We start from the raw sequence: 24,643 nt of genomic DNA on the forward strand, positions 1-24,643 counted from the left end.
GGCCTGAGGATGAGCGTCCTAGCAATTCACGCTTGCGGCATCGTCATCGGACAGGACCCGCACATGCAATTCGCCGCACTTACTTTCCGCGTTGCAATTTTCATCATTGTCTGTGCGGCGGTCGCTTCACCTGCGCTGGCAGCTACCAGCGAGGCAAGCGCGCGGAGGGTGTTCGATGAGGCGAACGCGATTTGCATGCGAGATGCCGGCGCGCTCTGGGGGCACTCCCTGTGCGGTCCGATTCTGGTGGTCGACCCCGATGACCGATCCGTGGTTGCCAGCGAACTCGATATCGATCATGTGCTCAAGCCGGCTGGTCGCCAATTCGTCGGGGTGCTGCCGGCGTCGGTCATCATTGCGAACACGCCTACGGAGTGGTCCGGGACGCGCTGGACTCAGCTCATCGGCCCGCTCCTTCCTGAGGACGACGCAACCCTGAAGGTTCTCGTCGCGCACGAACTGTTCCACCGCGTCCAGCCAGACTTGGGGTTGGCCCGACCCGAGATGCCGAACCAGCACCTTGACGCTCTCGAGGGTCGCTATCTGCTCCAACTCGAGTGGCGCGCCCTGGCGGGAGCGTTGAAAGCCCGGACGTCGGAAGAACGTCTAGCCACGGTTGCCGACGCGGTTGCCTTTCGAGCGGAGCGGTACCGTATCTATCCCGAAGCGCGGGTCGAGGAAGCCGCGCTGGAGATCAACGAGGGCATTCCCGAGTACACCGGGGTGATGGTGGGTTTAGAGGCGCCTGAGGAACGGGTTGCATACGCGTTGCGCGATCTCAGCAAGTTCGTCGACGCAGCGTCGTTCGTGCGCTCGTTCGCATATGCCACGGGTCCTGCATATGGTTTGCTGCTTGATGGCGCGCAGCCGGGGTGGAGAGGGCAGCTTGGGTCGGGTCAAAGCCTCGACCAGATCCTCTCTACGGCCCTGAAGTTGAAGTCCCTTGAGCGGCGCACGATTGCTGCGCGGACCGCGCAATACGACGACGGTTCGTTGCGCGCGACCGAGGAAACACGCGAGCAAGGTCGACTGGCGGAGATCAAAACCCTCGAGGATCGACTGGTCGATGGTCCGGTCCTGAAGCTGCCGCTCGCTCGGACCAAGTACCAATTCAATCCCCAAACCCTGAAACCGCTCGGCGTGCATGGCACCGTGTACCCGACCATGAGGCTTACCGATGCGTGGGGTTCCTTGGAGGTCGAAGACGGAGGCGCCCTGGTTAACGGCGACACCAAGGTTGCATTTGTCTCGGCCGCTGGGATTGATGCCGTGGCGCTGCGTGGCAACGGCTGGAAGCTGGTCCTGAATCCGGGATGGAAAGTGGCGTCCGGCCCCCGCGAAGGCGACTACCAGGTTTCACCTGTCGCTGAGGCACCCTAGGTGGTGCTTGTTCTCGAAGGACATTGCAACCCGGTTGTTTTGCCAACGACCCCGTGGCGCTGGTCGAACGGAATCTAGAACGGGATGACTTCGTGCGCATGCGGGTCATCAAGACGCCGACGTCCGACTCAATGAAGGAGGCATCAACATGAGTTCTGCTGCAATACGTTATCGCATCGACGCCATCAATCTGACTTCGGTCTCAGCACTGACCGCAGTGTTCGCCCTTGTTCTTGGACTGACACTTTGGCGTCTGGATGGCTCGACGCGAAGCATTGCATGCGCGGCGTCTGCGGCTTTGTTCGCGCTGATCATTGGCACATGCGCAATTGCTTCGTCTCGCTGGCCGGGACGGAGATTCGCGTAGGGGCAGGTTTCTATCGATGCACGATTGCGCTCGAATCGATCGAAGGCTTCTCGCGCGCTCCGGATCGACTGGCGTTGCGGTGGAGGAAGAACGGAATACGACTGCCCGGCTTCGCCTTGGGATGGTTCGTCGCGAAGGATGGGAGCACCGTTTTCGTGGCCGCAGGCCGCGCTCGAAGTGCTGTGCGATTGCAGTTGCGAGGCGACTTTGATTTGGTGATCGGGGTCGACGACCCGGATCGACTCATCGCCGACATCGAAAGTCAATCCGCTCGACCAGGTAAATCGCCAAGCCCTTGAACGCCAAAACGTAATAGACACGCGGTGCATCGCCGCACAAGCGAAGGCTATCCCGGGAACGACCCGTCGCGGAGGCGACTTTGGCCAACCTGTGCAAGCGAGTGGTTGCGACCGAAGGCCACGTTGGCGTTGACCGCGCTACTCGTCTGAGTTCGTTGCCAGCAAGTTTTTCGACCAGGCTCGAGGCGCAGCTTATTGTGACTAACGCGTCTCGAGCGCGCGATATCCCGCCGGCGTGACTGTGAGGACCCTTGTGTCCTCGCGAGATGACACCCACCGGCGACGCAAGCACAACGCGAGCAGGCTTGCCCCGACTTGGCCCGCCAGATGCGGACGACGTTCGCTCCAGTCCATGCAGGGTCGCACGACGTGCCTGCGCGACCCGCGATCAGGCGGGTCGATGCCCAGTCCCACCAACGCCCGTTCGCCGACGTCGGTCAGCGTCCAATCGGCTTGCCCAGCGTCGATCCAGCCGCATGCGATGCATCGGTTGGCGAATCGCACTGCCACTTCGCCCGCCATGTGGTCGTAGCACGACCTGGCATGGCGGAGCTCCGTGTCGGCCGGCCCCAGTCGATGTGTTCGCGCTGGTGCGATCGACATCAGCGACTCAAGCGCGCACGCGACGTCCGCCGATGCAAGCTGGTGGTAGCGGTGTCGCCCTTGCCGTTGGACGGCAACGAGGCCGCCCTCCACCAGTTTCGCAAGGTGCGCACTTGCGGTCTGCGGAGTGATGTTTGCGACACGCGCCAGCTCGCCGGCAGTACGGCACCTGTCGTCCATGAGCGCTGCAAGCATGAGCGCGCGTGCGGGTTCGCCGATCAGTGATGCGATCCTGGCAAGCGGAGGGCTGGTGACCATGATTCGATACGTGCCGAAACATCGGTGAAGGTGCGAAGGATAGCGTAGCCGAACAAAAGCGAGGCTATCGCAATGCATCGACGAGAGTTGCTGAAGTGGGCGGGTATGGGCGCTGCTGCGTGGGCTACCGGTGCGCAAAGCAAGGGCACCATGCAGGCTGCGGAGGAATCGCACGTCGCGTCATGGTCCAGTGGCGGCGAGCGACTGGATCTTGCCTTGTTCAGGCGGCGCGGCCGCGGCCCTGCTGTTGTGTACGTGCATGGTGCAACGTTTCCATCGGCCCTTGCGGTGGGCTGGCGCATGCATGGCCGCTCCTGGCTGGACCAGTTGCACGCCGCGGGATTCGATGCCTGGGCGTTTGACTTCGCCGGTTACGGTGCTTCGTCGCGTCCCGCGGCGTTCGCGCGGCCAGCCGATGTTTCCCCGCCGTTTGGCGATTCCGTCGCGGCCGCGTCGCAACTCCAGCATGTGCTGGCGTACGTCCGGCGCTTGCGACCGGATGCGCCCATCCATGTGGTCGCGCACTCTTGGGGCACATTGCCCGCGCAACGCGTCGCGATCGAGCACACGGATCTGATGCAGCGCCTCGTCCTGTTCGGGCCGGTCGTGACCCGTGCCGGCAAGCGTGAAGCGCCTGTCGATCATGCATGGCACCTCGTCACCTCGGAGATGCAGCGACCGCGCCACCGCACGGGGCTTCCGCTTTCGGAACCGACGCCCGTCGGAGCGGACGAGCTTGAGCGCTGGTGTACGGCCTACCAGGCGACGGATCACGATGCGCCCACCAGGTCGCCGAGCGCGGTAAAAGTGCCCAGCGGGCCGGCCGCCGACGTCGCGCGCGCATGGTCGGGCGAGCGCCTGGTGGACAGCGGCCACCTGCTGCAGCCGACATTGATCGTGCGGGGCGAATGGGACCACGTCACGACCGACCAGGACGCCAGGGCGTTGTTCGATGCCCTAGGCACGCACGCCAAGCGCGACGTCAAAATTTCAGGTGGTAACCATTGGCTGCACCTGCAGCCGCGGCGAACCGTGCTCTGGGACGAGACCACCCTGTTCCTCGGAGGAAGCTGATGCTTGCAGTCATTTTCGAAGTTGAGTTCGCCGACGATGCGAGCCGTGAAGCCTACGTGCGCATCGCGGCCGCGCTGCGCCCAAAGGTCGAAGAGGTGCCCGGATTCGCGGGCGTCGAACGATTCCAGAGCATCGCCGATCCTCGACGCTACCTCTCACTCTCGTTCTGGGAGGACGAAGCGGCGATCGATCGCTGGCGCGAAGACCACGACCACGCGGCGGCGCAAGTGATAGGCAGCGACACGCTCTTCAGCCAGTGGCGGACGAGCGTGGTACGGGTCGTGCGCAGCAGGTCCAAGGCAGACCGTGCGCGAGCGGAGGCCACTCATGCATCTGCGATGAAGTGCACGCACTCCACGCGGAACCCTTCACGCACGTAGAAGCGATGCGCATCGGTCCGCGTCAAACGCGAGATCAACTGCAGTTCCTCGCAGCCCAGGCGGCGGGCTTCCTGCTTGAGCCAACTAATCATGCGAGCGCCACATCCGCGCGAACGCGCGGCAGCATCGGTGACCAGGTCGTCGACCACGAGGATGCGCCCGCGGTACAACATCGTGATCACTCGATAGCCGGCCACGCATCGGACGGCGCCTTCATCTAGCAGCGTGGCCAGGCGGAAGCCCTCGTTGTCCATGAGTGATCGCACCAGAGACTCGAAATCTGCGCGCGCCAGGTTCGGGCGCAACTGATTCATGACCTCGAAAGCGGCGTAGATCTCGGCGTCAGTGAGCGCAATCGAGATTGTTGTGCTGTGCACGGCGGCGTCTCGGGGCATGTGCTCGACAACTTCCGAGGCATGCTTCACTTTGCGTACCAAAGAAAAAGGGGCCCGGAGACACACCGGGCCCCCCGGGGGGTTCCACATCCGGGGAGGGATGGGAGGAGAGATTGTCGATGCCGCGCCAATGGAATTCGCATCCATTAAAGGACGCGCGCGCGCACACCAATTTGTGCAGCCATCAGATAGTGCTGTCGCCGCGCAGATGAGGAGTCGGCGACTTGATGCGGATCTCTGCATCTGGCCATCACGCATCTTGGTTTCAAAAAAAAGGCCCGGAGTTCATCCGGGCCGTAAAGGGGTTCCACATCCAGGCGGGGACGGGAGTGTCATTGTCATCCTGCCTCCGGTATGCGCTGCGTCCAATTGAGCGTGTCCGCGTGCGCACCAATTCCGGGATGGACGGCGACACCTGTCGCCGTCCGTCCCGTACAGGTCAGAAGTCGTACTGGACCATGAAGCGCACCGAGCGCGGCGCTTGGAAGGACGCCGGTGTCAGGTAGGTGTCCAAGGGCAAGCCCGAAGGATTGTCTTCGGCAATTTCGTTCACTGAGGTCACCTTCTGCGAGTTCAGCACATTGAAGACGTCGACCTTGAACTGCAGTCCGTGCATCCATGCCGGACGGTATGCAACGTTGATATCCAGGTCGTTCGTCCAGGGCAATCGGCCGGACGTGCCACGCGGGCGGCGCGCAACTGGTCCGAATCCGCCAGCCGGTGTAGTGCCGCAGCGCGCGAACGAAGAGCCATACGGATGAACTCCGCCGGGGACAAGCCACGGAGTCAGGATGCCGAAGCAATTGACCGGGCGACCGGACTGCACAAGCACGTTCGCGCCGATGGACCACTCATCGTTGACTTCGAAGTTGCCGAACACCTTCAAGGTATGGCGTCGGTCATTCGGGAGGTAGCCGTAAGTATCCACAGTGAGTTCGCGATAGTCGAAGTCCTGCGTGATGCCTGTGTTTGCCTGGCCGATGTCCGACTTCACGCCGCCTTCGGTGTTGCCCTTCGACTTGGCGTAGGTGTACGAACCTTGGAGGAAGAACTTGTCCCAATTGCCGTCGAAGAAGAACTCCACCGCCGAGTACGTGCGTTTCGCCTTCGGGCTCAATCTGTCGCCCGCGACGTTGACAGGCGTCAAGTTGCCATCGCCATATAGGTCGGTAAGGAACACGGCGTCGTCGCCGGGGTTGAACAAGCGGCAATATGGGAAGCCAGCGTTCGGCTGTGCGGATGCACGACCAGCCCCGTCAACCCAGTCACCAGTGGTCGGGTTGAATGTGAACCCGGCGGAATCCAGAATGGCAGTGTAGTCGCAGTTGTCATCGATCGCGGCTTTGAGGTCGCGGTAGATGCCGCGAACACCCAATGTAAAATGTTCACTCAGCGTCTTTTGCAAGCCGAGGATGTATTCATCCTGATACATCGGCTTCAGATCCTGCGCAGCCACCGTCCGGTTGTTCTTCGCTGAACCGAATTCACCGTTGATATAGGAAAAGGGTGTGTTCGGACGGCCGAGCGGCGCGCCGGTGAACGGATCTACTCCGGTGAAGGCAGTAGTGAGACGCTGTTGGAATAGGGACGCGCTTGCAGCACGCGTGGCGACGTCGGAGGTCAGCGGGAGCGCGTAGCGGCCAGCATTGCCGAAGACCTTGAAGGTCGAGTCTCCGTCTACGTCCCACGAGAAGCCCAGGCGCGGTCCGAACTGGTTGTCGATCTTGACGAAGGTCTTGCCGAAACCATCGCGGTTGTCAAAGGTATCCCATCGCCCACCGATGTAAGCGACGAAATTGTCCGTGACGTTCCAGCTGTCCTGAACATACAGAGCGTGCTGCTTGACTTCGTTCTTCGTCCCCTGGTTGATGACGCGCTCACGCACCTGATCGACCCCAGAGCGATTCACGGAATAGCGGAACTGGCGCCCGCCTTCGATCGAGGTACCTGCGATCGAGGTGTAATCGTCCTGATCGTAGCCGAAGCGAACCAGGTGGTCGCCAAGCTGCCATTCGGCATCGACGCGGAACTGATCGCGCGTGTCCTTCGAGTCGGCCCGCGGCAGTGCACCGGCGGTGATATTGCACTGGCTCGCGTACTCGCCGGTGACCTGCCGCCGCGACAGCGGACGGATGTCGAGGACGACCGGGCAACCGTTGGCGGGTGCATTGAGGCTGCCGCTATAGCGCACGTCCGTGCCGTCCGCGTACAGCAGGTGCTGGCCGCGCGAGAACTCGCCGTGACCGTAGAGCGCCGATAGCGTGAATGAATCGGTAAGGTAGCCCGTATATTTGAGGACGTAGTTGGTGCCACCTTGGGTCTGGTACGACGTGCCGCGCTTGTTCAGGCGATTCAGGATGCCGATTGTATTGCTGTAAACATCCGTCTCCGTCTTTTGCTTGTCGGAAAAGGCCGTGAGCTCAAACAGGTGTTGCTCGGTGATGTTCCAGTCCATCTTCAAGAGCCACGCGGGAGTCTCGACGACCTGGGTGGAGTTGGTGGGAGACTGGACGATGCCCCAGGCGTCGGCCCCCTGCCGGCGGTAGCTCACCAATCCGTAGGCGAACACCTTGTCCTCGATCAGCGCGCCGCTGGCCCAGACGCTCCCGACGACGTTGTAGGTCGAGTCCTTGCTGTTGTCCTGGCGAAGCTGGCCCATGGTGCAGACGACGAAAGGTGCAGGACCGCAGGCCAGGGGATTCGACAGGTAGGTGTTCTTTGTATCTTCGGTGAGCGCCTTGGGCGACCAGAACACATTGCCGCCTGCGTGGAAATCGTTCGTACCACGCTTGGTGATCTGGTTGACCACGCCGCCGAGCGAACGGCCGAATTCGGCGCCGTAACCACCAGTCTTGATCTGCTGCTCGGCAATCGCCTCAAAGGGCACGTTCGAGAAGTTCAGGCTGCGGAACGAGTTGGTGATGTTGAAGCCGTTGACGTAGTACTGGTTTTCGGCGACGGACGAACCGCCGAACGAAGCCAGGTTGCCGAACGCCGCGTCGCCGCGGACGGTACCCGGCGCCAGCAGCGCGACGCTGGTGGTGTCACGGGCGACCGGGATCTTCGCGATCTGCTCGGACGTCAGGATGGTGGTGGACTCGACCGATGAGACGTCGATCGGGTTGACCGCGCCGGAACCGACGACGGTGACCGTGTCCAGCGCCGCAGCGCTGTTGCCGGGGGCCACGAAATCTACCGCGGACGCAGTGCCGACGCTCACGTTGACCTGACGAGCATTGTCGCCATTTCGAGTCACGGTGTACCGGCCGATCGGCAGCTGCGAGACGCGGAACGCACCGTCGCTATCAACTGTGATCGTGCGCGTGAATCCAGTCGCGGGGTTTGAAACCGTAATCGTGTCGCCCGAGGCCGCGTGGCCGGAAATGGCACCCGCAGTATTGGTCTGGGCTTGGGCCACCGTCGCAAGCGCGAACGACAACGAGAGGGCCAGCGCGCACTTGCGCTGGAGGGAAGGTTGGTTCTTGGTCACAGCAACTCCTGCATGGAATTGGAAGACCCTTGGGCAACAAGGGGAAGTACTGTGCACTTCGTCGGCAATCATTAATTTTTCGTCAGGACGCTTGATGTCCGATTTCGTGCGTGCAGGGCAATGCCATTTCAGTGCGACGTGCTGGCGCATTGCGCGGCAAGGCCAATCGGTGCCGGTGGAGCAAGTCCATTCGCGATGCGCGGGACGACGCAGCGCCCTAGGCTTGGCGCTGGATTGTTCAGGATTCGATGGATGCGAACTCCGTTCCGCGGCCGACAAGCGCTGTGCAGGTGCATTTCGTCGGTCGATGTCGCCATGGTGGGAATCGGTTGTTTCGTTGTGGTCGCAGCTGCGTTGCACGGCCTGCGCAGCGACCTCGACTGGTCGGTTACGCCACTGAGCTTCTACCTTGTGGGCGCGCACGGTGCCTGGCTCAAGGCCGCATACCTCGGGTTGGCACTGTCGATCGCGATCATCGGCGTGCGATTCCGCACGGCGATGCAAGCGGGGAGAGGCAGTTCGCTGGCCCCGTGGCTGTTCGGCATCGCCGCGCTCGCACTGGCCGTGACGGCCCTGGCCGAAACACACATCTCGGGCCATCCATGGACGCTCCCCGGTCGCGTGCATGCCGTCGCAGCGCCCATGGCCTTCCTGGCGGTGACGCTGGCGATGGTGATGCAATCCTGGCGCATGCGAAGCGATCCGCACTGGCTGCATCGCTATCCCCTCGCGTTCGCGCTAGCCCTGGTGTGTTTCGCCGGACTCTGGCTCCACGCGTTCGGGCTGGATTGGCCCCGCGGCGTGTCGCAGCGGTGCCTGATCCTCCTCATCGTCGCCTGGCTCGCGATCGCGGGCAGGTGGCTGCGCTGTACCGCTCCCTAGCACCTCCGTTCCCCAACTACCAACAGGTACTGACTCCATGCAACTTCGGAATACCAAGTTCGCGCGCCGGCTGAAGAGTGCAACCTTGATTCTCGTCCTCACGGTTGGCGTCGGGTTCGGCGCGGTGCAGCACCTCCACGCGCAATCCATCGATTGGTGGAAGCCAACCGCGACCCAACGCATTGCATTGCACTGGGTCCTCGAAGGAGCGCTGGACGTCACCAGTCCGACGCAAATGGGGCTGCGAGACATGAATGGAAATGCGCTGCCGGAACCGAACGTGTACGACATCGACGGGGAAATGAACTCCGCCGCCACCGTCGCCTACCTTCACGGCAAGGGGAAGAAGGTCATCTGCTACTTCGACGCGGGCGTGTACGAGTCCTATCGCACCGATGCCTATCGCTTCCAGGCGCTGTCGCCCCGGATCTGGGGTAACGCGGATGAGGGCTGGAACGACTCGTTCTGGCTCGATGTTCGCCGCGTGGACGAGCTCGAGCCGATCATGAAAGCGCGCATGCAGGTCTGCAAAGACAAGGGCTTCGATGCCATCGAACCCGACGAGATCGATGGTTGGGAGAACGACACCGGCTTTCCGATCACCTACCAGGACCAGTTGAACTACAACAAGGCGTTGGCGCGGTGGGCGCACGAGCTTGGCCTTTCCATCGGCCAGAAGGGCGACCTCATCCAGGTGCGCGACCTGGTCGATGACTTCGACTGGACGTTGAACGAAGAGTGCTTCCAGTACAACGAGTGCACGAACCCGTACGACCCCTATCTCGACGACGAGGTGCCCGGCCTGCAGCTGTATGTGCAACGGAACAAGGCCGTGTTCATCGCGGAGTACAAGGGCTACACGAGCACGAAGTGGAACAGCATCTGCACCAATTCCACGAAGAACCGGTTCAACACGACGCGATTCAAGCTGGGCTTGCGGAACAACGGCGGGCGCATGCCGTGTTCAACGGCCGTTGGCTGGTGAAATCGCGGGCGCGGGTCCAAATCCTGCGCCTTGCGGGCGTGCCAATCGCGTCGCAAGCGGCGCGATTGGCACTACGCTTCGTCACTTCAAGGAAGCGGAGCGGGACTGATGCGCTGGCTGCATCGTGTGCGATTAGTTGCAGGTTGCGTGGCACTGGCGATGCTCTTCGCCGTTGCACCAGCGTCGGCGCGCTTCCTGCCGAACGTGCCATCGGAATTCGAAGCCTCGCTGGTCATCGGCGGCATCCGGCAGCACGTACTCGTGCGCGGGCCGGCCAATGCGCCGTTGCTCGTGATCGTGCACGGCGGTCCGGGCGTCAACGAGAATCCGCTTTACCGGCAGTACGTCCCCCAACTGGAAAGCGCGTACCAGGTGGTCTACTGGGAGCAGCGCGGCACCGGGCGGTCCCTGCCGCCGGGCATGCCGCGGCAGACGCTCGACATCCCGCAGTTCGTCTCCGACCTGGGCGAACTCGTGTCTCTTCTCACGCGCAAGTACAAGCAGGACAAGGTGGTCCTGCTGGCGCATTCTTGGGGCACGATTCCCGCGGCGCTCTACGTGCGCGAACATCCGGAGCGCATCGCGGCGTACGTGGCGATCGGGCCGATGGTCGACGTCCCGGCGTCCGAGCGCGAGGGCTGGCAATGGGCCCGGGATTCCGCGGTCGCCGCGGGGGACGCGAAGGCGCTCAAGGCCTTGGATCGCATCGGACCGCCGCCCCACGATGTCGACGCGATGCTGGTCTCGCGCAAGTGGGTCGAGCGCTTCGGTGGCGCGTTCCACCAGCCGATGCGCACTCGCACGCTCCTGTTCACCGCGATGAAGGACAACAAGATCGGCATCCCCGACCTGGTCTTGTTCGGTCGCGGGAACCACGTCTCGCTAGATGCCCTCTGGCCCGGAATCCGCGACTTCCGATTGCCGGTGCAGGGGCCTTGGGACATGCCGGTGGCGTTCCTGCTGGGCGACCACGACCACGTCACCTCGACTGCAGTGGCGCGCACGTATTTCGACGCGATGGATGCGCCCTGCAAGCGCTGGGTCGCATTCCCGGGGTCCGCGCACAACCCGCCGTACGAGGAACCCGAGTCCTTCGCACGCTTCATGTTGGAGCAGTTGCCGGGATGGACTCGCGATTGCACTGCTTCCCAGGCGGGTGCGCCGCAGGAAACCCGCTGACATGCGCCATCACACCGTGACCGAACACGTGCGCGTCCCGATACTCGTCGCGTGGCAGGTGCTGTCGGACGTGCGGGCCTGGCCCGAGTGGACACAGACCATGGAGTCGGTAGACCTGGAGGTTGGTACGCACCTGGTCGTGGGGGCGCGCGTGCGCATCAGGCAGCCCCACCTCCGGCCGGCGACGTGGACGGTGACGTCATGCACGCCGGGATGCGATTTCACTTGGGAATCGCGGTATCCCGGCGTGCGCGTGCGTGCGATGCACCGACTCGATCCGACGTCGGATGGGTGCACGCTGCGCCAGGACGTGCACTTTGAAGGACTGCTTGGGGGCCTCGTGGCGCGCAGGCTGGGGCGGCTCACGCGCGAGTACATGCAGGAGGAAGCCGAAGGCTTCCGCCGGCGCTGCGTGTTGCTGCACGCGCGAGGTCAGACCGCGGCGATCGCCGAGCGCGAATTCGCCTGACGATTCAGGTTGTCTGGAACAGGAGTTGCACGTTCCGGAAGTCGCTCCGTTCGGCGGCCGTGCGTTCGATCCAGAAGTAGAACGTGCCCCAGTCGGTCCAGGGCAGCAGGCGATCGTCCTCGCCATCTACCTGGAGCAGAAGACACCAGTCGTCGGGCGGCGATTGCATCGTGCCGAACTTCGCGTTCGTGCGCTCTGCGCAGAGTCGCTCCATGTCGTCGTACTGGACAACCGCAGGATAGCCGCCCACCTGGTGGCGCAACTGTCCGCCGAAGCGCGCATTGAGCAACGCTTCGTAGTCTCCGATGTGTTCACGGTAGCTGGTGAAGGGACCCGCTTCGCGCTCGAGGCGTTCTCGAGACGGCAAGGAGGCGAACGCTCGCGCCACCAAGGGGCGGATACGGGTGTCATCAGGTGTTGCTTCGGATGCCCCGGTCCCCGGCTGCGGCGCATGCAGCACGCAACAAGGCAGCGTGCCGTCCTCACCGTCGGTCTCGGGGTTGCAGAAGAACAGCAGCTGGCCTTCTTGCGGCAACCAGGGCAACACGCCCAGCGCGGCGATTTCGTCGAGGTCGAGGGTGCCGAGGCACACCATCGGCACGCCGGCGTCGACGGGCCAAGGCGTGTCGGGCGGCAGTGGGGGGCGCCCGCCGAGGCGACTCCGCCCTTGCGGTGGCTCGGCGGAGCGAAGATGGACGGCCAGCCGCGCCTGGCGGTCGGCCAGCGCTTCGAGCTGGGGGAGCGAGAGGGGCTTGCGTCGCCGGAACCAACCGAACATGGCGTCGATTCGAGGTTGGGAGGCGTCACGATACTCGGCGCGCATCGATCCCGAAAGGAGCAACCAAGCGCGATGGCCCCGTGGATTCGCGCCGGGATTGGCCATGGTCGCAGGTCGATGCCTGCGGATACTGGCCCCTCCAACCGGGAGCCAACTTCGATGGGCGCACGCAGATCTCCGTTGCCATGGGTCGTGTCCGCCGGATTGCTCGCCGGCGCGTTCGATATCGCCTATGCGATCGGGCTCGTCCTCTCGCAGGGTCGCTCGCCCGCGCGCATGCTGCAGGCAATCGCCAGTGGCGTACTGGGCAAGCCGGCGTTCGAAGGCGGGCTTCCCATCGCAGCGTTCGGCCTGGCTTGCCACCTGGCGATCGCCGTCGGCATGGCGTTCGTCTACTACGCGGCGGCGCAGCGCTGGCGCTTCCTCGTCGAGCACATCGTCGCGTCCGCCGCGGCCTTCGGCGTCGGGAGCTGGATGGCGATGCAGTACGTCATCGTGCCCGCGTCCGCGGCGCCTTTCGTGCTTCCGGCGGATCCGGCATCGATTGCGCGCTCGCTGTTCGCGCACGTCGTGCTCGTCGGGTTGCCTATCGCGTGGATCGTCCGACGCGCCCTTCGCGGTTAAGCCGCTTTTTCAGTCCCACTGGAATACCCGGTCGGGATCCAGGGCAAACCACCCGCGACCAGACAGAAGCAACTCCGCCTTGAACAAGCGCAGGTTGTGGCGACGGGAAAGGTACAGTCCCATCGCGCCCGGCTTCCGGATGGCAAGCACCTTCTGCTGAAGCGTGTCCAGCCAGACGAGCCATGCCGGGTGGCTGATCAGCCCCCTTCGACGCAGGGAGACGGCGGCGGCGGCGAGTCGCTCGGCTTCGCCGTGCACATAGAAGACCTGCTCCTCGGGAACAACCTGGGAAGCCAGTGGTGTCAGCAGTCTCCGCAGCAGATCCGCATCGACATTGGGATCGCTCGCAAGGGTGGCGATCAGGTCGGCCCCATGGGCGACGGAATGATGCCAACCCGTGGTCTCGTCGAATCCCCGGTAGTCATCCACGCTCCCCATGAAGCTCCCCGCACTCGCGACCACGCGTGCACGCTCGCGCTCCGTCATCCACGCCGCGCGAGCGTCGCGCCGCACCAGTTCGGCCAGCGTCAGGATTGCGAAAGAGCGCGCCAGCGAGTTGCCGTCGGATTCCTCGGCAATCGGCATCAAATCGCCCAGCAACCCACGCAACAGGTCCGGGCTCGCTTTGCTGGATGATGCGAAGAGTGCGAGCGCGCGATAGGCGACGTCGTCGCGCAAGGCCGGATCAGGATCGCCGAGGCACGCGACCAGCGCGCGAAGGTCAACAGACAGGATGTTCTGGGTCCCATCGCGCACCTTGGTGGCTGACGGGGCAGCGGAAGCCTGGCAGGCGCCGTCGAACGCGGGCGCTGCTTGCGGCCAGAGAAGCGGAAGGAGAATGACGAGCGGCAGGGCCCGACCCCACGGGGAATGGGTCATGGGTGACTGGGTCGCGTATGCAGCGTCAGGACCGGGCATGCAATTACAAGGATACGCATGGAGGATCAATCCTTGCAGGCAGCGAATCCGCGCCTGAATGCAGCGCTGGCGTTCGCCGGCAAGCCGCTCGAGGCGCGGGCGGCCGAGCAGCCTTGTTCGAAGGTCTCGGGCGCTGCGGACTCCGGCGCATCGGTGCTACGACGCTGCCGCGCCGACCACATAAAAGCCCCTGCCAGCAGAGCTGCTGCCGCAATCGCTGAATTGCGCTCTGCAACGCGCGAATGACGCGGCGCGCCGACCAGGAAGGTCGCACGGCAGCCCCCCGTCACCCAGATGCCGTTGCGGTCGAATCCCCAAGTCGAACCCTGCACGCAGGCGGCGCGACTGTGCTGCTGTTGAAGGAAGGCGCCGCCGCTGGCATCGATTGGGCAATGCGCAAGGGTTGCATCGCTGGATGCGCAATCGATCACTTGCTGCGCAAAGCACGGCGATGAGCACATGGCTGCAACCAGAAAGGCAGCCGGTAGACGGATTTTCATTCTTTGCAACCAGGTTGTCCGCGCGCCGACGCGTGCAGGGAAAAGGCGCTAAGAAGCTAGTCGTCCCCCATTTCAGCAATGAGGCCAATTGCAATGCTGCAGGCCGGTCCATTGGCCCCAAGCAAGCGAGCCGGCTCACGTAGTTTCCTGCGCCAACTCATAGGCGCCAACGGGTTCGCAGGATGCCGATGTCTTATCTTGGCGACCGATCGTTCGGTCGTGACAACAACTTCAACTTGATACGGCTCATCGCTGCGTATGCAGTGCTGATCAGCCATAGCTTTCCCCTGGTAGGGTCAGGGGAGCCGTTCTCGCGAATCGGATACACGCTGGGTGGCATTGGGGTCGATGCCTTTTTCGTGACGAGCGGTTTCCTGGTCACGGGCAGCCTCATGCGCCTCGGCGTCAGTACGTCATTCCTGCGCGCACGTGCGTTACGTATCTTTCCGGCGCTGGCTGCCATGGCAGTGCTAACGGCGCTTGTGCTTGGCGCGGCAATGACAACGCTCTCGCTTACCGACTACTTCTTGGACGACGAGGTGTGGACCTTTATCGTCAAGAACGCGACGATCGTTGCCGGGGTTCGTTACAAATTGCCGGGTGTGTTCGAGTCGAACCACGTTCCGTTCATGATGAATGGTTCGATCTGGACACTGCCGTTCGAGATTCGCTGCTACGCGCTCGTCGCGCTTCTGTACTGGCTGTGTCGTCGTGCCAAGCCCGAGCCCGCAGCGGCGCTCGCGAGATTGCTAGTTTGCGTGGCCATCTTGATGCTGCTTGGGTGGTTATGGGGGATGAGGGCAGGCTATGCCCACTACCAGACCTTCCGCCTTTTTTATCTGTTCTCCAGCGGTGCAGTGGCGTGGATATGCCGTCACCGTATCAGTCTTGCGCCACGATTCCTCGTCGGTGCCTGCGCCCTTGTGGCAATTGTCGTTGCGCAGCCACAGTGGTTCTTCTTCGTGTACCCGCTCTTGGTGCCGTACATCGTGCTTTGGCTTGCGTACGTACCGTCAGGTCCGATCCGGAGATTCAACGCGCTCGGTGATTATTCGTACGGGATATACGTGTATGCGTACCCGATTCAACAGGTTGTGGTGGCGACTGTTCCTGGCGCAAGCCCACTCCTGGTGATGGCGCTTGCGGGTATCGCATCGTTACCCCTGGCGATGCTGTCGTGGCATTTGATCGAGTCGCCGATGCTGGCGCTAAAGGGAGCGCCTCGTCGTGAAGCGCAACAAGGTCACGTCGGCGTCGTGTCGGAACCTCAGGTTGATTCCACGTAGGTGTTTGGCATCTGCAGCCTAATGGCTCGTTGCCCGCCACGGTGATTGGCCTTCGCGCGCGCGAAGGGTCGTCCCACACTTGCGAAACACCCACGCGAAGGCGAGCGTTCTTGGTCCCCCAGTCAATTCAACTGACACAACAATCGGCACACGAAGAGATCGCCGGCAGTCGTGTCCTGCTGATGCTCAAGAACCTCGACCGCTTTCGCGTGTTGTACTTGATCGCCGAGGGCGGCGAGCTGACGGTGTCCGAGTTGTTACGCCACGTACAGATGGCGCGGCCTTACATGTACCAGCACGTTCGCCGCCTCCAGCAGTTCGGATGGATTCGCGCTGTTCGCCGGAAGGGTGCTGCGAAGCGGTATGCATGCATCTCGCCGGAATTGCGCGACGTCGTGCTTCGGCTGCGCACCATCGCGGTTGATCCGGAGGCCAACGCGGCGTTGGCCGTGCAAACCGAAGCAACGGGCAAGCCCGTTAGCAGCGCACCTCCCTGATCGACCGCTGGGCTGGAGTCTGGCGCTGCGCTAGGAAGCTCTGCACGGCGCCCTGGAACAGCCGTGACGCTTCGAAATAGAGGAGGTGTCCTCCATCGATCTGCTGCACCTGCGCGCATGAGAAACGGAATCGCATGTGTTCTTCAGGCCCGACGGCATGATCGCGCGTGCCAGCGATGATCAGCGTCGGCGTCCGAACCTCTTGCGACAAGAGTGCATGGTCACGGTAGTACTCGGAGAACTCTTCCGGCCGGTCAATGACGGCCTGGCCGAAGTCGTGATTACGAGCATAGCTATCGTCGGCCTGGATCAACTTCTGCAAGGACGCTGGATCATCGGTAAGGAAACGGTAGCCGTAACCGGATTTCATCAGCGCGTCGCGCGCTGCGAGGTGCGCTTTCTTTAGTGCATCGGGCCCGTCACGCGAATCGGGTGCGATGTGAGTGCCCAGGAGTCCGTTTGCGTAGTCGATCTGCATGCGCTGGATGGAGGGGCCGCGGAACTGCAATAAAGCGTTGACGAGCACGAGGGCGAATACCCGATCTGGATGGTGCGCCGCATAGTTCACCGCGATTATTCCGCCAAAGGAATGCGCGACCAGACACACCTTCGGGAGGCCGAAGTGGCGCCGGACCTCGTCGATGTCGGCCTCCAGCCGGGAAAGGTGGTAATCGAGCGCACTGCCAGAGTGTCCAGAGCCACGTTGGTCGAGGTAAATCATCGTCGCCAGTGACTCGAGTGAAGCGCCGCGCAATTGGCGGAACGACGCGAACCCTTGGCCTGGTCCCCCGTGGATGAATATGCACGGCGGGCCGGCCCCGCCTACAACGAGGTGCAAGCGTGTCCCATCAGACACAACCAATTCTTGCGCACCCGGCGCCAGATTTGCGGCACGCAATGAAATCGGCAGGAGTAGGAAGAAGAGGAGCAGAGCTCGCATGCTTGCACTCGGGGTCGAAGGGTCGATGTCTATCTTCGCTGCATGCGTGGCGGAGTGGTCTTCGTTGACAAGACACGAAATGGTCACGCGAGCGTGGTGCGCAGCTGGCGTGCGAAGCCGGGCATCGCGTTTGCGACCTCCGGCTCGGACCGCGTATCAGCGTGCGGTAAACGTGATCGCCACGGTCGTTCCATGGAATGCGCCGGACGCGTTTATGTTTCCAACGCGGATTCGCGCTGGCTTGCCTCGGGCCGTCACCAGGTGCGGCGCGGCGGCGACGGTATCGCCCTCGCGGATCTCGGCCCGCAGGTCATAGCGGCCTTCCGCGTTCTTCGTCACCGTACCGGCAAGCGCGAAGGGCGTGCCGCCTTCGTCCGACTTGATGGTGAATGACTTGCCGAACGATTGTCGGAGCTTCAGGTCCTTGTGTGCGCCGTTTGCGAAATCTAGTACGACATGAGCAGTGAAGTTCTCGGCGGACGAAGCCGACGGCGCAGTTGCCCACGAGGCGAGCATCGTGGTCGAGCAGATCGCGCCGAGGAGCGCAGCGCCGAGGATGCGGCTTGAGCGCCGCGGAGCATGTTGGGTGAGCATTTGGATTCGTTCCTTGATGGGATGTGGGTTGCCCCAGTGCGCGCCAAGTGGTGCCGGCTGTGCGTGCGACAGGGTCTTGAGCATCGCTTCGCCGTACGTGCGTCGCGAATCGGGATGACGCGCGACGACGATGGCGTCGCACGCGACCTCCTGGTCCAGACGCATGCGCGCCGCGGCATGGTGGACTAGGGGATGAAACCAGAAGAGGCACCGCACTATCGCGATCGCCGCGTTCGCGAGGAGATCGCCTCTCTGGATATGAATGCGTTCGTGGGCAAGGATCAGGCGCCGTTCTTGGCGTCCGAACCGCGTGCGGAAATCGCTCGGAAGCACCATGCGCGGGGTCAGCGCGCCGAGTACGGACGGCGTCGTACCGTCGCAGTCGCTGATCCATGTGCAACCGCGCCGCCGCAGCACGCCCAGCGAACGCTCGTATGCAAGCTGCCGTTTCCAAAGCAACCAGGCCATGGTCGCGGTGCCGAGCAGCCATGCCAAGAATATAAGCGCGCTCGCGTGCGAGGATGGTGCTGCACTTGCCATGGGTGCCGCGCGAGTCAGGTCGAACGCCACCACATGCGACGCATGGATCGCATCTGGCCATGGCGGCGCGAGGCCGGCGAGGATCAAAGCGGGCACCAACCACCACAGCGCATAGCAGGTATGCGCGCCGAGCGCGTGGCGAGCGAGCGGACGCATCGCGAGTATGACGACCAGTCCGATCGTCAGGACACGCGTGGCCTGCGCGAGCGCATCGATGGAGTCAGCGGTCGTCATCGCCCATCCCGTCCAGCAGTTGCCGGAGCGCCGCAATGTCTTCCTCGCCCAGTGGCTGTGACGAGCTGAAATGCGCGACCAGCGGCGCGATGCGTCCCCCGAACAGCCTGTCGACCAAACGGGTGCATTCCTGCGACAGCCATGTGTCCTTGCGCAGCCGTGGGGAATACAGGTAGCGGCGTCCGTTGCGGTCGGCGGAGATCGCCCCTTTATTGAGGAGCCGGCCGAGCAGCGTCTTGACCGTCGTCTCCTCCCATTCGGTGCTGTCGGTCAGTGCCGCGTGTACTTCGTCCGCGGACAACGGATGGCAGGTCCACAGCACACGCATGATCTCGGTTTCTGCTGCCGTGATTTGCATTCGCGTTGGTCCCGTCGACGACGCAGGAACGATTACACGCGTAGTCGATGTCGACAACGGCATTGGACTCAAGAGTCTCTGGGCCCATTGGACTCAGCGCCTGATCGCACTTCAGGAAGGGGTTGCGTTGCTTCCGACTAGTCCGTCAAGGGGCAGTTGCACGGTACGAGGCCGCACGTGATTGGTCTGACGGTGGAGGTGTCGCAAAAAGACGCCCGCAATGCGGGCGTTTTCGAGCAAAGGCCTTGTCAGAATCCCTATCATTCACCAGACATGCGCGCCCGCAGAGTTTCGTAGTGTTTCCGGACGCACGTAAAGCCTTCGCCGCCGAGGATCATCGTGTCCCCGGACCAGCGCACGGTGCGTCCGTTCCAGGCTTCGATGCAGAAATGTCTCGACGGTGCGTCGGCTGCCATGCGAGTCGTACCGGCACGCGCACTGTGCAGGGGCGCGGAGGCGGGCGGTGCGGCTTCGATAACGAAGACCTCGCCATCTAGGTCGACGAGATACACGTTGCCTGTTTGGTCGGTGCCGAAATACACGATGTTGTTGAATGCGCCAGCATCCGGTGCGAAGTCCGCATTGCGTAATGTGAACGCCGCGCTCGGCAAAGTCGTGTTGGGCACCATCGCTGCCACGGGAATCGACCACACATTCGGCCGAATGAAGTCTGAAAACAGGTAATGCCCGCGCAACGAATCCACGGGGCCGCGATACACCACGCCGCCGGTCACCGAGTTGCCCTCGCGCGTGCCGGTGCCGTGCATGTACTGCGCCACCGGGGGTGCCAGGCCGCCCGGGTTGGTGCCGCGGAAGGGAAGCGTGCCCTCGAAGATCGACCATCCAAAGTTGGCGCCCGCGTCGGCGGGCCGCATCATGTCGATCTCTTCGATCCTGTCTTCGCCCACGTCGCCGATGAACAGATTGCCGGTGGCTGGATCGAAGCTGTTGCGGAACGGATTACGCAGCCCGAATGCCCACACTTCCGGCGCGCCGCCCGCGCTGGCGAAGGGATTGCCCGTCGGGATGCCGTAGTTGCGCGTCGCATCGCCCGGGAACTGGTCGCGTGCGACGTCCACCCGCAAGATCTTGCCGAGCAAAGTGTTGCGGTCCTGCCCCTTATTGTCGGGATCACCGAAGCCGCCGCCGTCGCCGATGGCGATGTACAGCATGCCGTCGGGACCAAAGCCGAGCCAGCCACCGTTGTGGTTGCTTCTGGGGTGTGGCTGGCGCAGAACCAGTTGCAGAGTCGCCGGATCCGCGCGATCTCGGTTGGTGGTCGACGTGCGATAGCGGCGCACTTCGATTGTCCCGACCGGATCGGTCACGAAGACGTAGAACAGGCCCGAGGCTGCGAAATCCGGCGCCGTTGCGAAACCCAGCAGTCCGCGCTCGCCATCGGTTGAGAGCTGTCCGCGCAGGTCTAGAAAATCCGCCGGCGCCAACGTCCCCGTGGACGGCGAGAGAATACGGATGCGCCCCGCAAGTTCGCCGACGAACACGCGGCCAGAATTGTCGGGCACCGCGGCGAGCAACACGGGCGAGGTCATGCCCGCAACGACGCGGCGAACGCGGAAGCCCACGCTGACACGGTCGGTTACTGTCACGGACAGCAGCAGCGTCGTGGTCGACGTGCCGTCGCTCGCGCCGAGCTGCACTGTGTATAGATTGTTGGCGTCCGAATCGGTGGGCGCTTCGAAGTTTGGCGGCGTGACGAACGCGAGCGCGCCCGCCCGCGTGATCGTGAACTGGGCCGCATCCGCGCCGCCCACCAAGGAGAACGTCACCGGATTGCCATCCATGTCGCTCGCGCTCGCGGTGTAGAACACGCCAGCGGTGTCTTCGGGCACCGCGACCGACGCGGCGGAGGTGAAGGTCGGTGCGCGGTTGCCATCGCTCACTTGGAAGCCGGGGCCGCCGCTGCCGCCCCCGCTCGGGCAGCCCGCGAGTGACGCTAGGAGCGCAACCAACACCACCATGCGGGCCAGGTGGCCGAGGGACTTGGCGCCACGAGTCGGCCACGACATGCATGTGGCTCTGCGCGGACGGAATGGGTATCGTCGCGTTCGCATGACCACGGCTTCCGTTGCTTTGGTGTGCATTCTCGATCCTTCCTTGGGCGGTGAAGGCACGATCACACGCTGAATCGATGTCAACAATGACATTGGACGTGCATGCTGATAGATGCATTGGTCTCGACTCACGATCGCGCGCCGAGAATGCTTCGCGCTGCGCCCGCTAGGGTTGACGGAGCGAAGAACGATGTTCGAAGAACTGGTGTCCCGCAGCCCCCACCCGAGCCTGGGAGCGCATGCCGAAACGTATGGACGCCTAATCGGAAAATGGCGCGGCACATATTGTGATCCGCATCCCGACGGCGAGGAGACTGGTCCGCTGGAAGTCTGCTTCGCGTGGGTTCTCGACGGGCGTGCCGTGCAAGATGTGTGGTCTGCGCCGGCCGGCGTTCCGGAAGAGGTGAGCCCCTATCGGCGTCGGATGCACGGGACGACGCTGCGCGTGTTCGATCCGTCCGCGGAGGTGTGGCGCGTGGACTGGTGGAATCCCCCGCGCGGGGTGCATTGCCGACTCGTGGGGCGGCGCACGGAAGAGGGCATCGTGCAGATGGGTTACTGGGACGATCGGCCGCAACGCTGGCGATTCCTGGACATCGCGCGGAACTCGTTCACCTGGCAGGCGCATTGCCTGGAAGACGACGGCCGGACGTGGCGATTACAGACGGAATTTCGGCTGGATCGCGTTCTGGAGTAAATCGTCCAACCGATTGGTCACGTCCGCTCACGATCGATATGGTATTGAGCCGGAAATACTGCGACGGTCCGATAAGACCGTTCGGAGGTTTTCGTGGACTTGGTACTCGACGGACAGGGCCCGCTAAACGCGCAGATCGTCCGTGCGATGAAGGCGGCGATCGTGTCCGGCCGGTTGGCGACCGGCACTCGGGTGCCATCTACCCGCGACTTGGCTGATTCACTGGCGGTGTCCCGCACAACCATTGTCTCGGCGTACGACCAGCTCCGCACGGAAGGCTACCTGGACGGCGTCGTTGGATCGGGCAGTTTCGTGCGCATGCCGCACCAGATCGCCGCCATGAAGTCCCCGCGCGCCGAGCGCTTCATCGCGCCGCCGTCGCGTTACGCGGGTCGAGCGCGGGAAGCCCGGAGCGGGGACGCCTTGCCTTTTCGCCGCATCGAAAATTGCCGGTACATCTTCCAATCGGGGATGACGCTCGTGAATCCGGCGTTGTCAACGGCATGGAGTCGCGAAGTGGCACGGGCCGCGCTGTATGCGATCCCGGACTATCCAAGTCCGCAGGGCGTCGGCGCACTGCGCGAGGCGGTCTGCAACTATCTCGCGCGCCGGCGGGGCGTTCTTGCCGCGCCCGACGACATCCTGATCGTTGGTGGATCCCAGCAGGCGCTCGCAATCGTTGCGCGCGTCCTCGTCGACGAAGGCGCCCCTGTCGTCGTTGAAGAGCCCCAGTACTACGGAACGCGCCAGGCTCTGCAGGCGCACGGGGCATCCCTGATCGGCGCGCCGGTGGATCTCGACGGCATCTGCACCGATGCGCTTCCGGCCGACGGCGCGCGCCTGGTGTGCGTGACGCCTTCGCATCAGTTCCCGTCCGGTGGGATCCTGTCGCAGGCCCGTCGACAGGCGTTGCTCGACTATGTGGAGCGCCACGACAGTTGGATCTACGAGGACGACTACGACGGCGAATTCCGCTATGCCATGCGTCCACTTGCCGCCTTGCGCTCGCAGGATCGCGAGGGTCGTGTGCTCTACGTCGGAACGTTCTCAAAAACATTGTTTCCTTCGCTGCGACTTGCCTACATCGTGATGCCGCCTGCCCTGCGTCAAGATTTGATCAATGCGAAGTTCCTCCTGGACTTCGGGTGCAATACGATCGATCAGGTTGCCCTGGCGTCGTTCATGAAAGCTGGGGCGTTCGATCGCCACCTGCGCGTCGCAGCAAAGGCATTGCGCGACCGACGCGAAGCCCTTGTGCAGTCGCTCGAGGCGATTGACCGCGGTCGCCTTGCGTACTTCGACTCGCGCGCCGGCGCCCACTTACTCGTGTGGTTGAAAGACGTTGCTGCGAAAGAGGGGGCGGCGTTCCAGCGCTACTTACACGAGCAGGGCGTGGGCATGCACTTAATCGACCCTTGCTATTTGGTGCCGCCCGACGGCGCAGGGATCCTCATGACCTACGGCGCGCTTTCGGTCAAGGAGATCCGTGCAGCGATGTCGATCTTCGGCAAATGCCTGGATGCGCGATACGACATGATGCGGTCCAACGCCGTCTAATCCTGAACTAGGATCAGATGCCGTGACTTGCGCAGAGCATCCCCGTAGTCGTCATTGCACTGTCTCTCCCGCGTGCATAACCCACGCCATGGCGGAATTGTAGGCGGGCGCAGTTGCTCGAGCTGGCATTGGTCTCGAGCATTGTGCGGCTGAGTGGATTCGGCATGGCGTGCTTCGCCCGCTATTGTTCCCGATTTCCACTGCTGGGGACACGTCATGGACATGTCGCCTTCTGCACTGCACACATTCGGCGAACAGGTCCTGCGTTCCCAGCCTTTCAGCGTGTTCATCGGAGCAGAACTTGCGCAGCTTTCGCCCGGCACCGCGGTGCTCGCGTTGCAGCTGGCACCACTACACCACCAACAATATGGCCAGGCGCACGGTGGGGTGATTGCCTACCTGGTCGACAACGCGATGGCATTCGCAGCGGGCAGCTTGACCGGCACACCGGTGGTGACGGTGGAGTTCAAGGTGCAGTACCTCACGCCCGCCGTTGGTACGGAGTTGTTCGCCACTGCCGAGGTCGAATCTGCGGGCAAGCGCCTACTCGCATGTCGTTGTCGGGTGGAATCCGACGACGCCACCGGCGCGCGCACCGTCGTGGCGCTCGGACTTGGGACGATCGCCGTTGTTGGCAACGGTGAAGTCGTCCTGCCCTAGGCACGGCGATGCGGGCCGTTCGCACGCCGGACGCACCGGCAGCGCGATCTTTCGCAGTTCCAGCCAAACCACCCACTGCCCCCACAATCCAAAGTGCCGCGCCGAGCATTAGGAACCAGAAGGCCATAAGCCTTTCGTGGTCTCTCCACAGTGAGTTGAACACGCCATCGGAGCACGAACGCCGCTCAAATGCCCGGCACGCGGTATAGAGACCGGCCGCGCGCGTTCCAAGACCGCCATGAACGCCATGCGCAGCTGGCGGGCGCGACCGGGTGCGTGCAGGTCCGCTTCGCCATCGAAGCGGTGGCCCAGCGTGCGGAAGTCGCAGCCGCCGGCATCGTTGGCCAGGTACGCCGAGGGGTAGGCGCGGTCGACCGGATCGTCGACTTCGCGGAACAGGAAGATGCTGGGCAGGCGCTGCGCGAGCGTCAGCAGCGGGGCGTGCGCGCGTTGCGGGGCGGCGACGTCCTGCAGCAGGAAGTACACCTCGACGCCGCGGCCGCTGGTGCCGAAGCGCCGCAACGCATCCACCACGGCCGGGTGGTCGAACAGGCCCGGATCGAGGTCGCGGGTGTAGATCCACAGGCCGCGGCGCGCGTTGTCGATGACGGCGACGAGGGTGGCGAT

General features: G+C 63.4%; 25 protein-coding genes. 14 read left to right on the top strand and 11 right to left on the bottom strand.

The window, feature by feature from the left end; genetic code table 11:
• The first annotated feature begins 63 nt into the window (after positions 1–63).
• Both LYSCAS_RS11085 and LYSCAS_RS11090 read left to right on the top strand, forming a co-directional pair.
• Entirely contained in the window at positions 64–1,380 is a 1,317-nt protein-coding gene (locus LYSCAS_RS11085) for a hypothetical protein (RefSeq protein ID WP_213434100.1), read from the top strand.
• A 279-nt stretch (positions 1,381–1,659) separates the two neighbouring features.
• Positions 1,660–2,046, top strand: coding sequence for a PH domain-containing protein (locus LYSCAS_RS11090; protein ID WP_213434101.1), 387 nt, complete (start codon positions 1,660–1,662; stop codon positions 2,044–2,046).
• A 201-nt stretch (positions 2,047–2,247) separates the two neighbouring features.
• On the opposite strand, the gene LYSCAS_RS16175 is transcribed toward LYSCAS_RS11090, so the two are convergent.
• Positions 2,248–2,985 (bottom strand): ArsR/SmtB family transcription factor, encoded by a 738-nt coding sequence (locus LYSCAS_RS16175; protein ID WP_407075143.1) that lies wholly within the window; start codon positions 2,983–2,985, stop codon positions 2,248–2,250.
• Positions 2,986–3,057: 72 nt separating this feature from the next.
• On the opposite strand from LYSCAS_RS16175, the gene LYSCAS_RS11100 reads away from it, so the two are divergent.
• Both LYSCAS_RS11100 and LYSCAS_RS11105 read left to right on the top strand, forming a co-directional pair.
• Complete coding sequence (locus LYSCAS_RS11100; protein WP_213434103.1) at positions 3,058–3,981, top strand: alpha/beta hydrolase; 924 nt, start codon at positions 3,058–3,060, stop codon at positions 3,979–3,981.
• A complete protein-coding gene (locus LYSCAS_RS11105) occupies positions 3,981–4,361 on the top strand; it encodes an antibiotic biosynthesis monooxygenase family protein (protein WP_213434104.1) in 381 nt (126 codons plus the stop codon). The genes LYSCAS_RS11100 and LYSCAS_RS11105 overlap by 1 nt, the downstream gene beginning before the upstream one ends.
• Here LYSCAS_RS11105 and LYSCAS_RS11110 read toward each other — a convergent pair.
• Positions 4,307–4,756 (bottom strand): GNAT family N-acetyltransferase, encoded by a 450-nt coding sequence (locus tag LYSCAS_RS11110; protein WP_213434105.1) that lies wholly within the window; start codon positions 4,754–4,756, stop codon positions 4,307–4,309. The two genes, LYSCAS_RS11105 and LYSCAS_RS11110, sit on opposite strands and share 55 nt — an antisense overlap.
• Before the next feature lie 439 nt (positions 4,757–5,195).
• Positions 5,196–8,246: a TonB-dependent receptor gene (locus LYSCAS_RS11115; RefSeq protein WP_213434106.1), complete on the bottom strand. Its 3,051-nt coding sequence runs from the start codon at positions 8,244–8,246 to the stop codon at positions 5,196–5,198.
• Positions 8,247–8,498: 252 nt separating this feature from the next.
• Between LYSCAS_RS11115 and LYSCAS_RS11120 the strand changes: the two genes are divergently transcribed.
• The 4 genes from LYSCAS_RS11120 to LYSCAS_RS11135 all read left to right on the top strand — a co-directional run bounded on the left by LYSCAS_RS11120 (position 8,499) and on the right by LYSCAS_RS11135 (position 11,761).
• On the top strand, positions 8,499–9,128 hold the full coding sequence (locus LYSCAS_RS11120; protein WP_213434107.1) for a DUF998 domain-containing protein: 630 nt from the start codon (positions 8,499–8,501) through the stop codon (positions 9,126–9,128).
• Between the two features lie 37 nt (positions 9,129–9,165).
• Positions 9,166–10,113 (top strand): endo alpha-1,4 polygalactosaminidase, encoded by a 948-nt coding sequence (locus tag LYSCAS_RS11125; protein ID WP_213434108.1) that lies wholly within the window; start codon positions 9,166–9,168, stop codon positions 10,111–10,113.
• Positions 10,114–10,260: 147 nt separating this feature from the next.
• Entirely contained in the window at positions 10,261–11,292 is a 1,032-nt protein-coding gene (locus tag LYSCAS_RS11130) for an alpha/beta fold hydrolase (RefSeq protein WP_213434109.1), read from the top strand.
• A 1-nt stretch (position 11,293) separates the two neighbouring features.
• On the top strand, positions 11,294–11,761 hold the full coding sequence (locus LYSCAS_RS11135; RefSeq protein WP_213434110.1) for an SRPBCC family protein: 468 nt from the start codon (positions 11,294–11,296) through the stop codon (positions 11,759–11,761).
• A gap of 4 nt (positions 11,762–11,765) precedes the next feature.
• Here LYSCAS_RS11135 and LYSCAS_RS11140 read toward each other — a convergent pair whose 3' ends face one another.
• Positions 11,766–12,539: a DUF1963 domain-containing protein gene (locus tag LYSCAS_RS11140; protein WP_213434111.1), complete on the bottom strand. Its 774-nt coding sequence runs from the start codon at positions 12,537–12,539 to the stop codon at positions 11,766–11,768.
• 192 nt (positions 12,540–12,731) lie between these two features.
• On the opposite strand from LYSCAS_RS11140, the gene LYSCAS_RS11145 reads away from it, so the two are divergent.
• Complete coding sequence (locus tag LYSCAS_RS11145; RefSeq protein WP_213434112.1) at positions 12,732–13,163, top strand: hypothetical protein; 432 nt, start codon at positions 12,732–12,734, stop codon at positions 13,161–13,163.
• Positions 13,164–13,172: 9 nt separating this feature from the next.
• Here LYSCAS_RS11145 and LYSCAS_RS11150 read toward each other — a convergent pair whose 3' ends face one another.
• Positions 13,173–14,042 carry a DUF2785 domain-containing protein gene (locus LYSCAS_RS11150; protein ID WP_213434113.1) on the bottom strand — a complete coding sequence of 290 codons (870 nt, stop codon included), beginning with the start codon at positions 14,040–14,042 and terminating at the stop codon, positions 13,173–13,175.
• A gap of 65 nt (positions 14,043–14,107) precedes the next feature.
• A complete protein-coding gene (locus LYSCAS_RS11155) occupies positions 14,108–14,581 on the bottom strand; it encodes a DUF3011 domain-containing protein (RefSeq protein ID WP_213434114.1) in 474 nt (157 codons plus the stop codon).
• 188 nt (positions 14,582–14,769) lie between these two features.
• On the opposite strand from LYSCAS_RS11155, the gene LYSCAS_RS11160 reads away from it, so the two are divergent.
• A complete protein-coding gene (locus LYSCAS_RS11160) occupies positions 14,770–15,867 on the top strand; it encodes an acyltransferase family protein (RefSeq protein ID WP_213434115.1) in 1,098 nt (365 codons plus the stop codon).
• A gap of 182 nt (positions 15,868–16,049) precedes the next feature.
• Positions 16,050–16,364: an ArsR/SmtB family transcription factor gene (locus LYSCAS_RS11165; RefSeq protein ID WP_213434116.1), complete on the top strand. Its 315-nt coding sequence runs from the start codon at positions 16,050–16,052 to the stop codon at positions 16,362–16,364.
• Here the strand turns inward: LYSCAS_RS11165 and LYSCAS_RS11170 are convergent.
• The 4 genes from LYSCAS_RS11170 to LYSCAS_RS11185 form a co-directional block, all read right to left on the bottom strand.
• Positions 16,345–17,304: an alpha/beta fold hydrolase gene (locus LYSCAS_RS11170; RefSeq protein WP_213434117.1), complete on the bottom strand. Its 960-nt coding sequence runs from the start codon at positions 17,302–17,304 to the stop codon at positions 16,345–16,347. The genes LYSCAS_RS11165 and LYSCAS_RS11170 overlap by 20 nt on opposite strands.
• 156 nt (positions 17,305–17,460) lie before the next feature.
• Positions 17,461–18,672, bottom strand: coding sequence for a M56 family metallopeptidase (locus tag LYSCAS_RS11175; protein ID WP_213434118.1), 1,212 nt, complete (start codon positions 18,670–18,672; stop codon positions 17,461–17,463).
• Positions 18,659–19,030: a BlaI/MecI/CopY family transcriptional regulator gene (locus tag LYSCAS_RS11180; RefSeq protein WP_213434119.1), complete on the bottom strand. Its 372-nt coding sequence runs from the start codon at positions 19,028–19,030 to the stop codon at positions 18,659–18,661. Before LYSCAS_RS11180 ends, LYSCAS_RS11175 begins: the two co-directional genes overlap by 14 nt.
• Positions 19,031–19,290: 260 nt before the next feature.
• Positions 19,291–20,931, bottom strand: a complete 1,641-nt coding sequence (locus LYSCAS_RS11185) for a PQQ-dependent sugar dehydrogenase (protein ID WP_213434120.1) — start codon at positions 20,929–20,931, stop codon at positions 19,291–19,293.
• A gap of 361 nt (positions 20,932–21,292) precedes the next feature.
• Between LYSCAS_RS11185 and LYSCAS_RS11190 the strand changes: the two genes are divergently transcribed.
• From LYSCAS_RS11190 to LYSCAS_RS11200, 3 genes are all read left to right on the top strand, one after another.
• Positions 21,293–21,799: a hypothetical protein gene (locus LYSCAS_RS11190; protein WP_213434121.1), complete on the top strand. Its 507-nt coding sequence runs from the start codon at positions 21,293–21,295 to the stop codon at positions 21,797–21,799.
• Between the two features lie 93 nt (positions 21,800–21,892).
• A complete protein-coding gene (pdxR, locus tag LYSCAS_RS11195) occupies positions 21,893–23,356 on the top strand; it encodes a MocR-like pyridoxine biosynthesis transcription factor PdxR (RefSeq protein ID WP_213434122.1) in 1,464 nt (487 codons plus the stop codon).
• A 216-nt stretch (positions 23,357–23,572) separates the two neighbouring features.
• Positions 23,573–24,016, top strand: a complete 444-nt coding sequence (locus LYSCAS_RS11200; RefSeq protein ID WP_213434123.1) for a PaaI family thioesterase — start codon at positions 23,573–23,575, stop codon at positions 24,014–24,016.
• A gap of 108 nt (positions 24,017–24,124) precedes the next feature.
• Here the strand turns inward: LYSCAS_RS11200 and LYSCAS_RS16220 are convergent, their stop codons facing one another.
• Positions 24,125–24,643, bottom strand: a complete 519-nt coding sequence (locus LYSCAS_RS16220; protein WP_455430087.1) for a DUF7931 domain-containing protein — start codon at positions 24,641–24,643, stop codon at positions 24,125–24,127.

The organism is Noviluteimonas caseinilytica (assembly GCF_018406605.1).
Lineage (GTDB): Bacteria > Pseudomonadota > Gammaproteobacteria > Xanthomonadales > Xanthomonadaceae > Noviluteimonas > Noviluteimonas caseinilytica.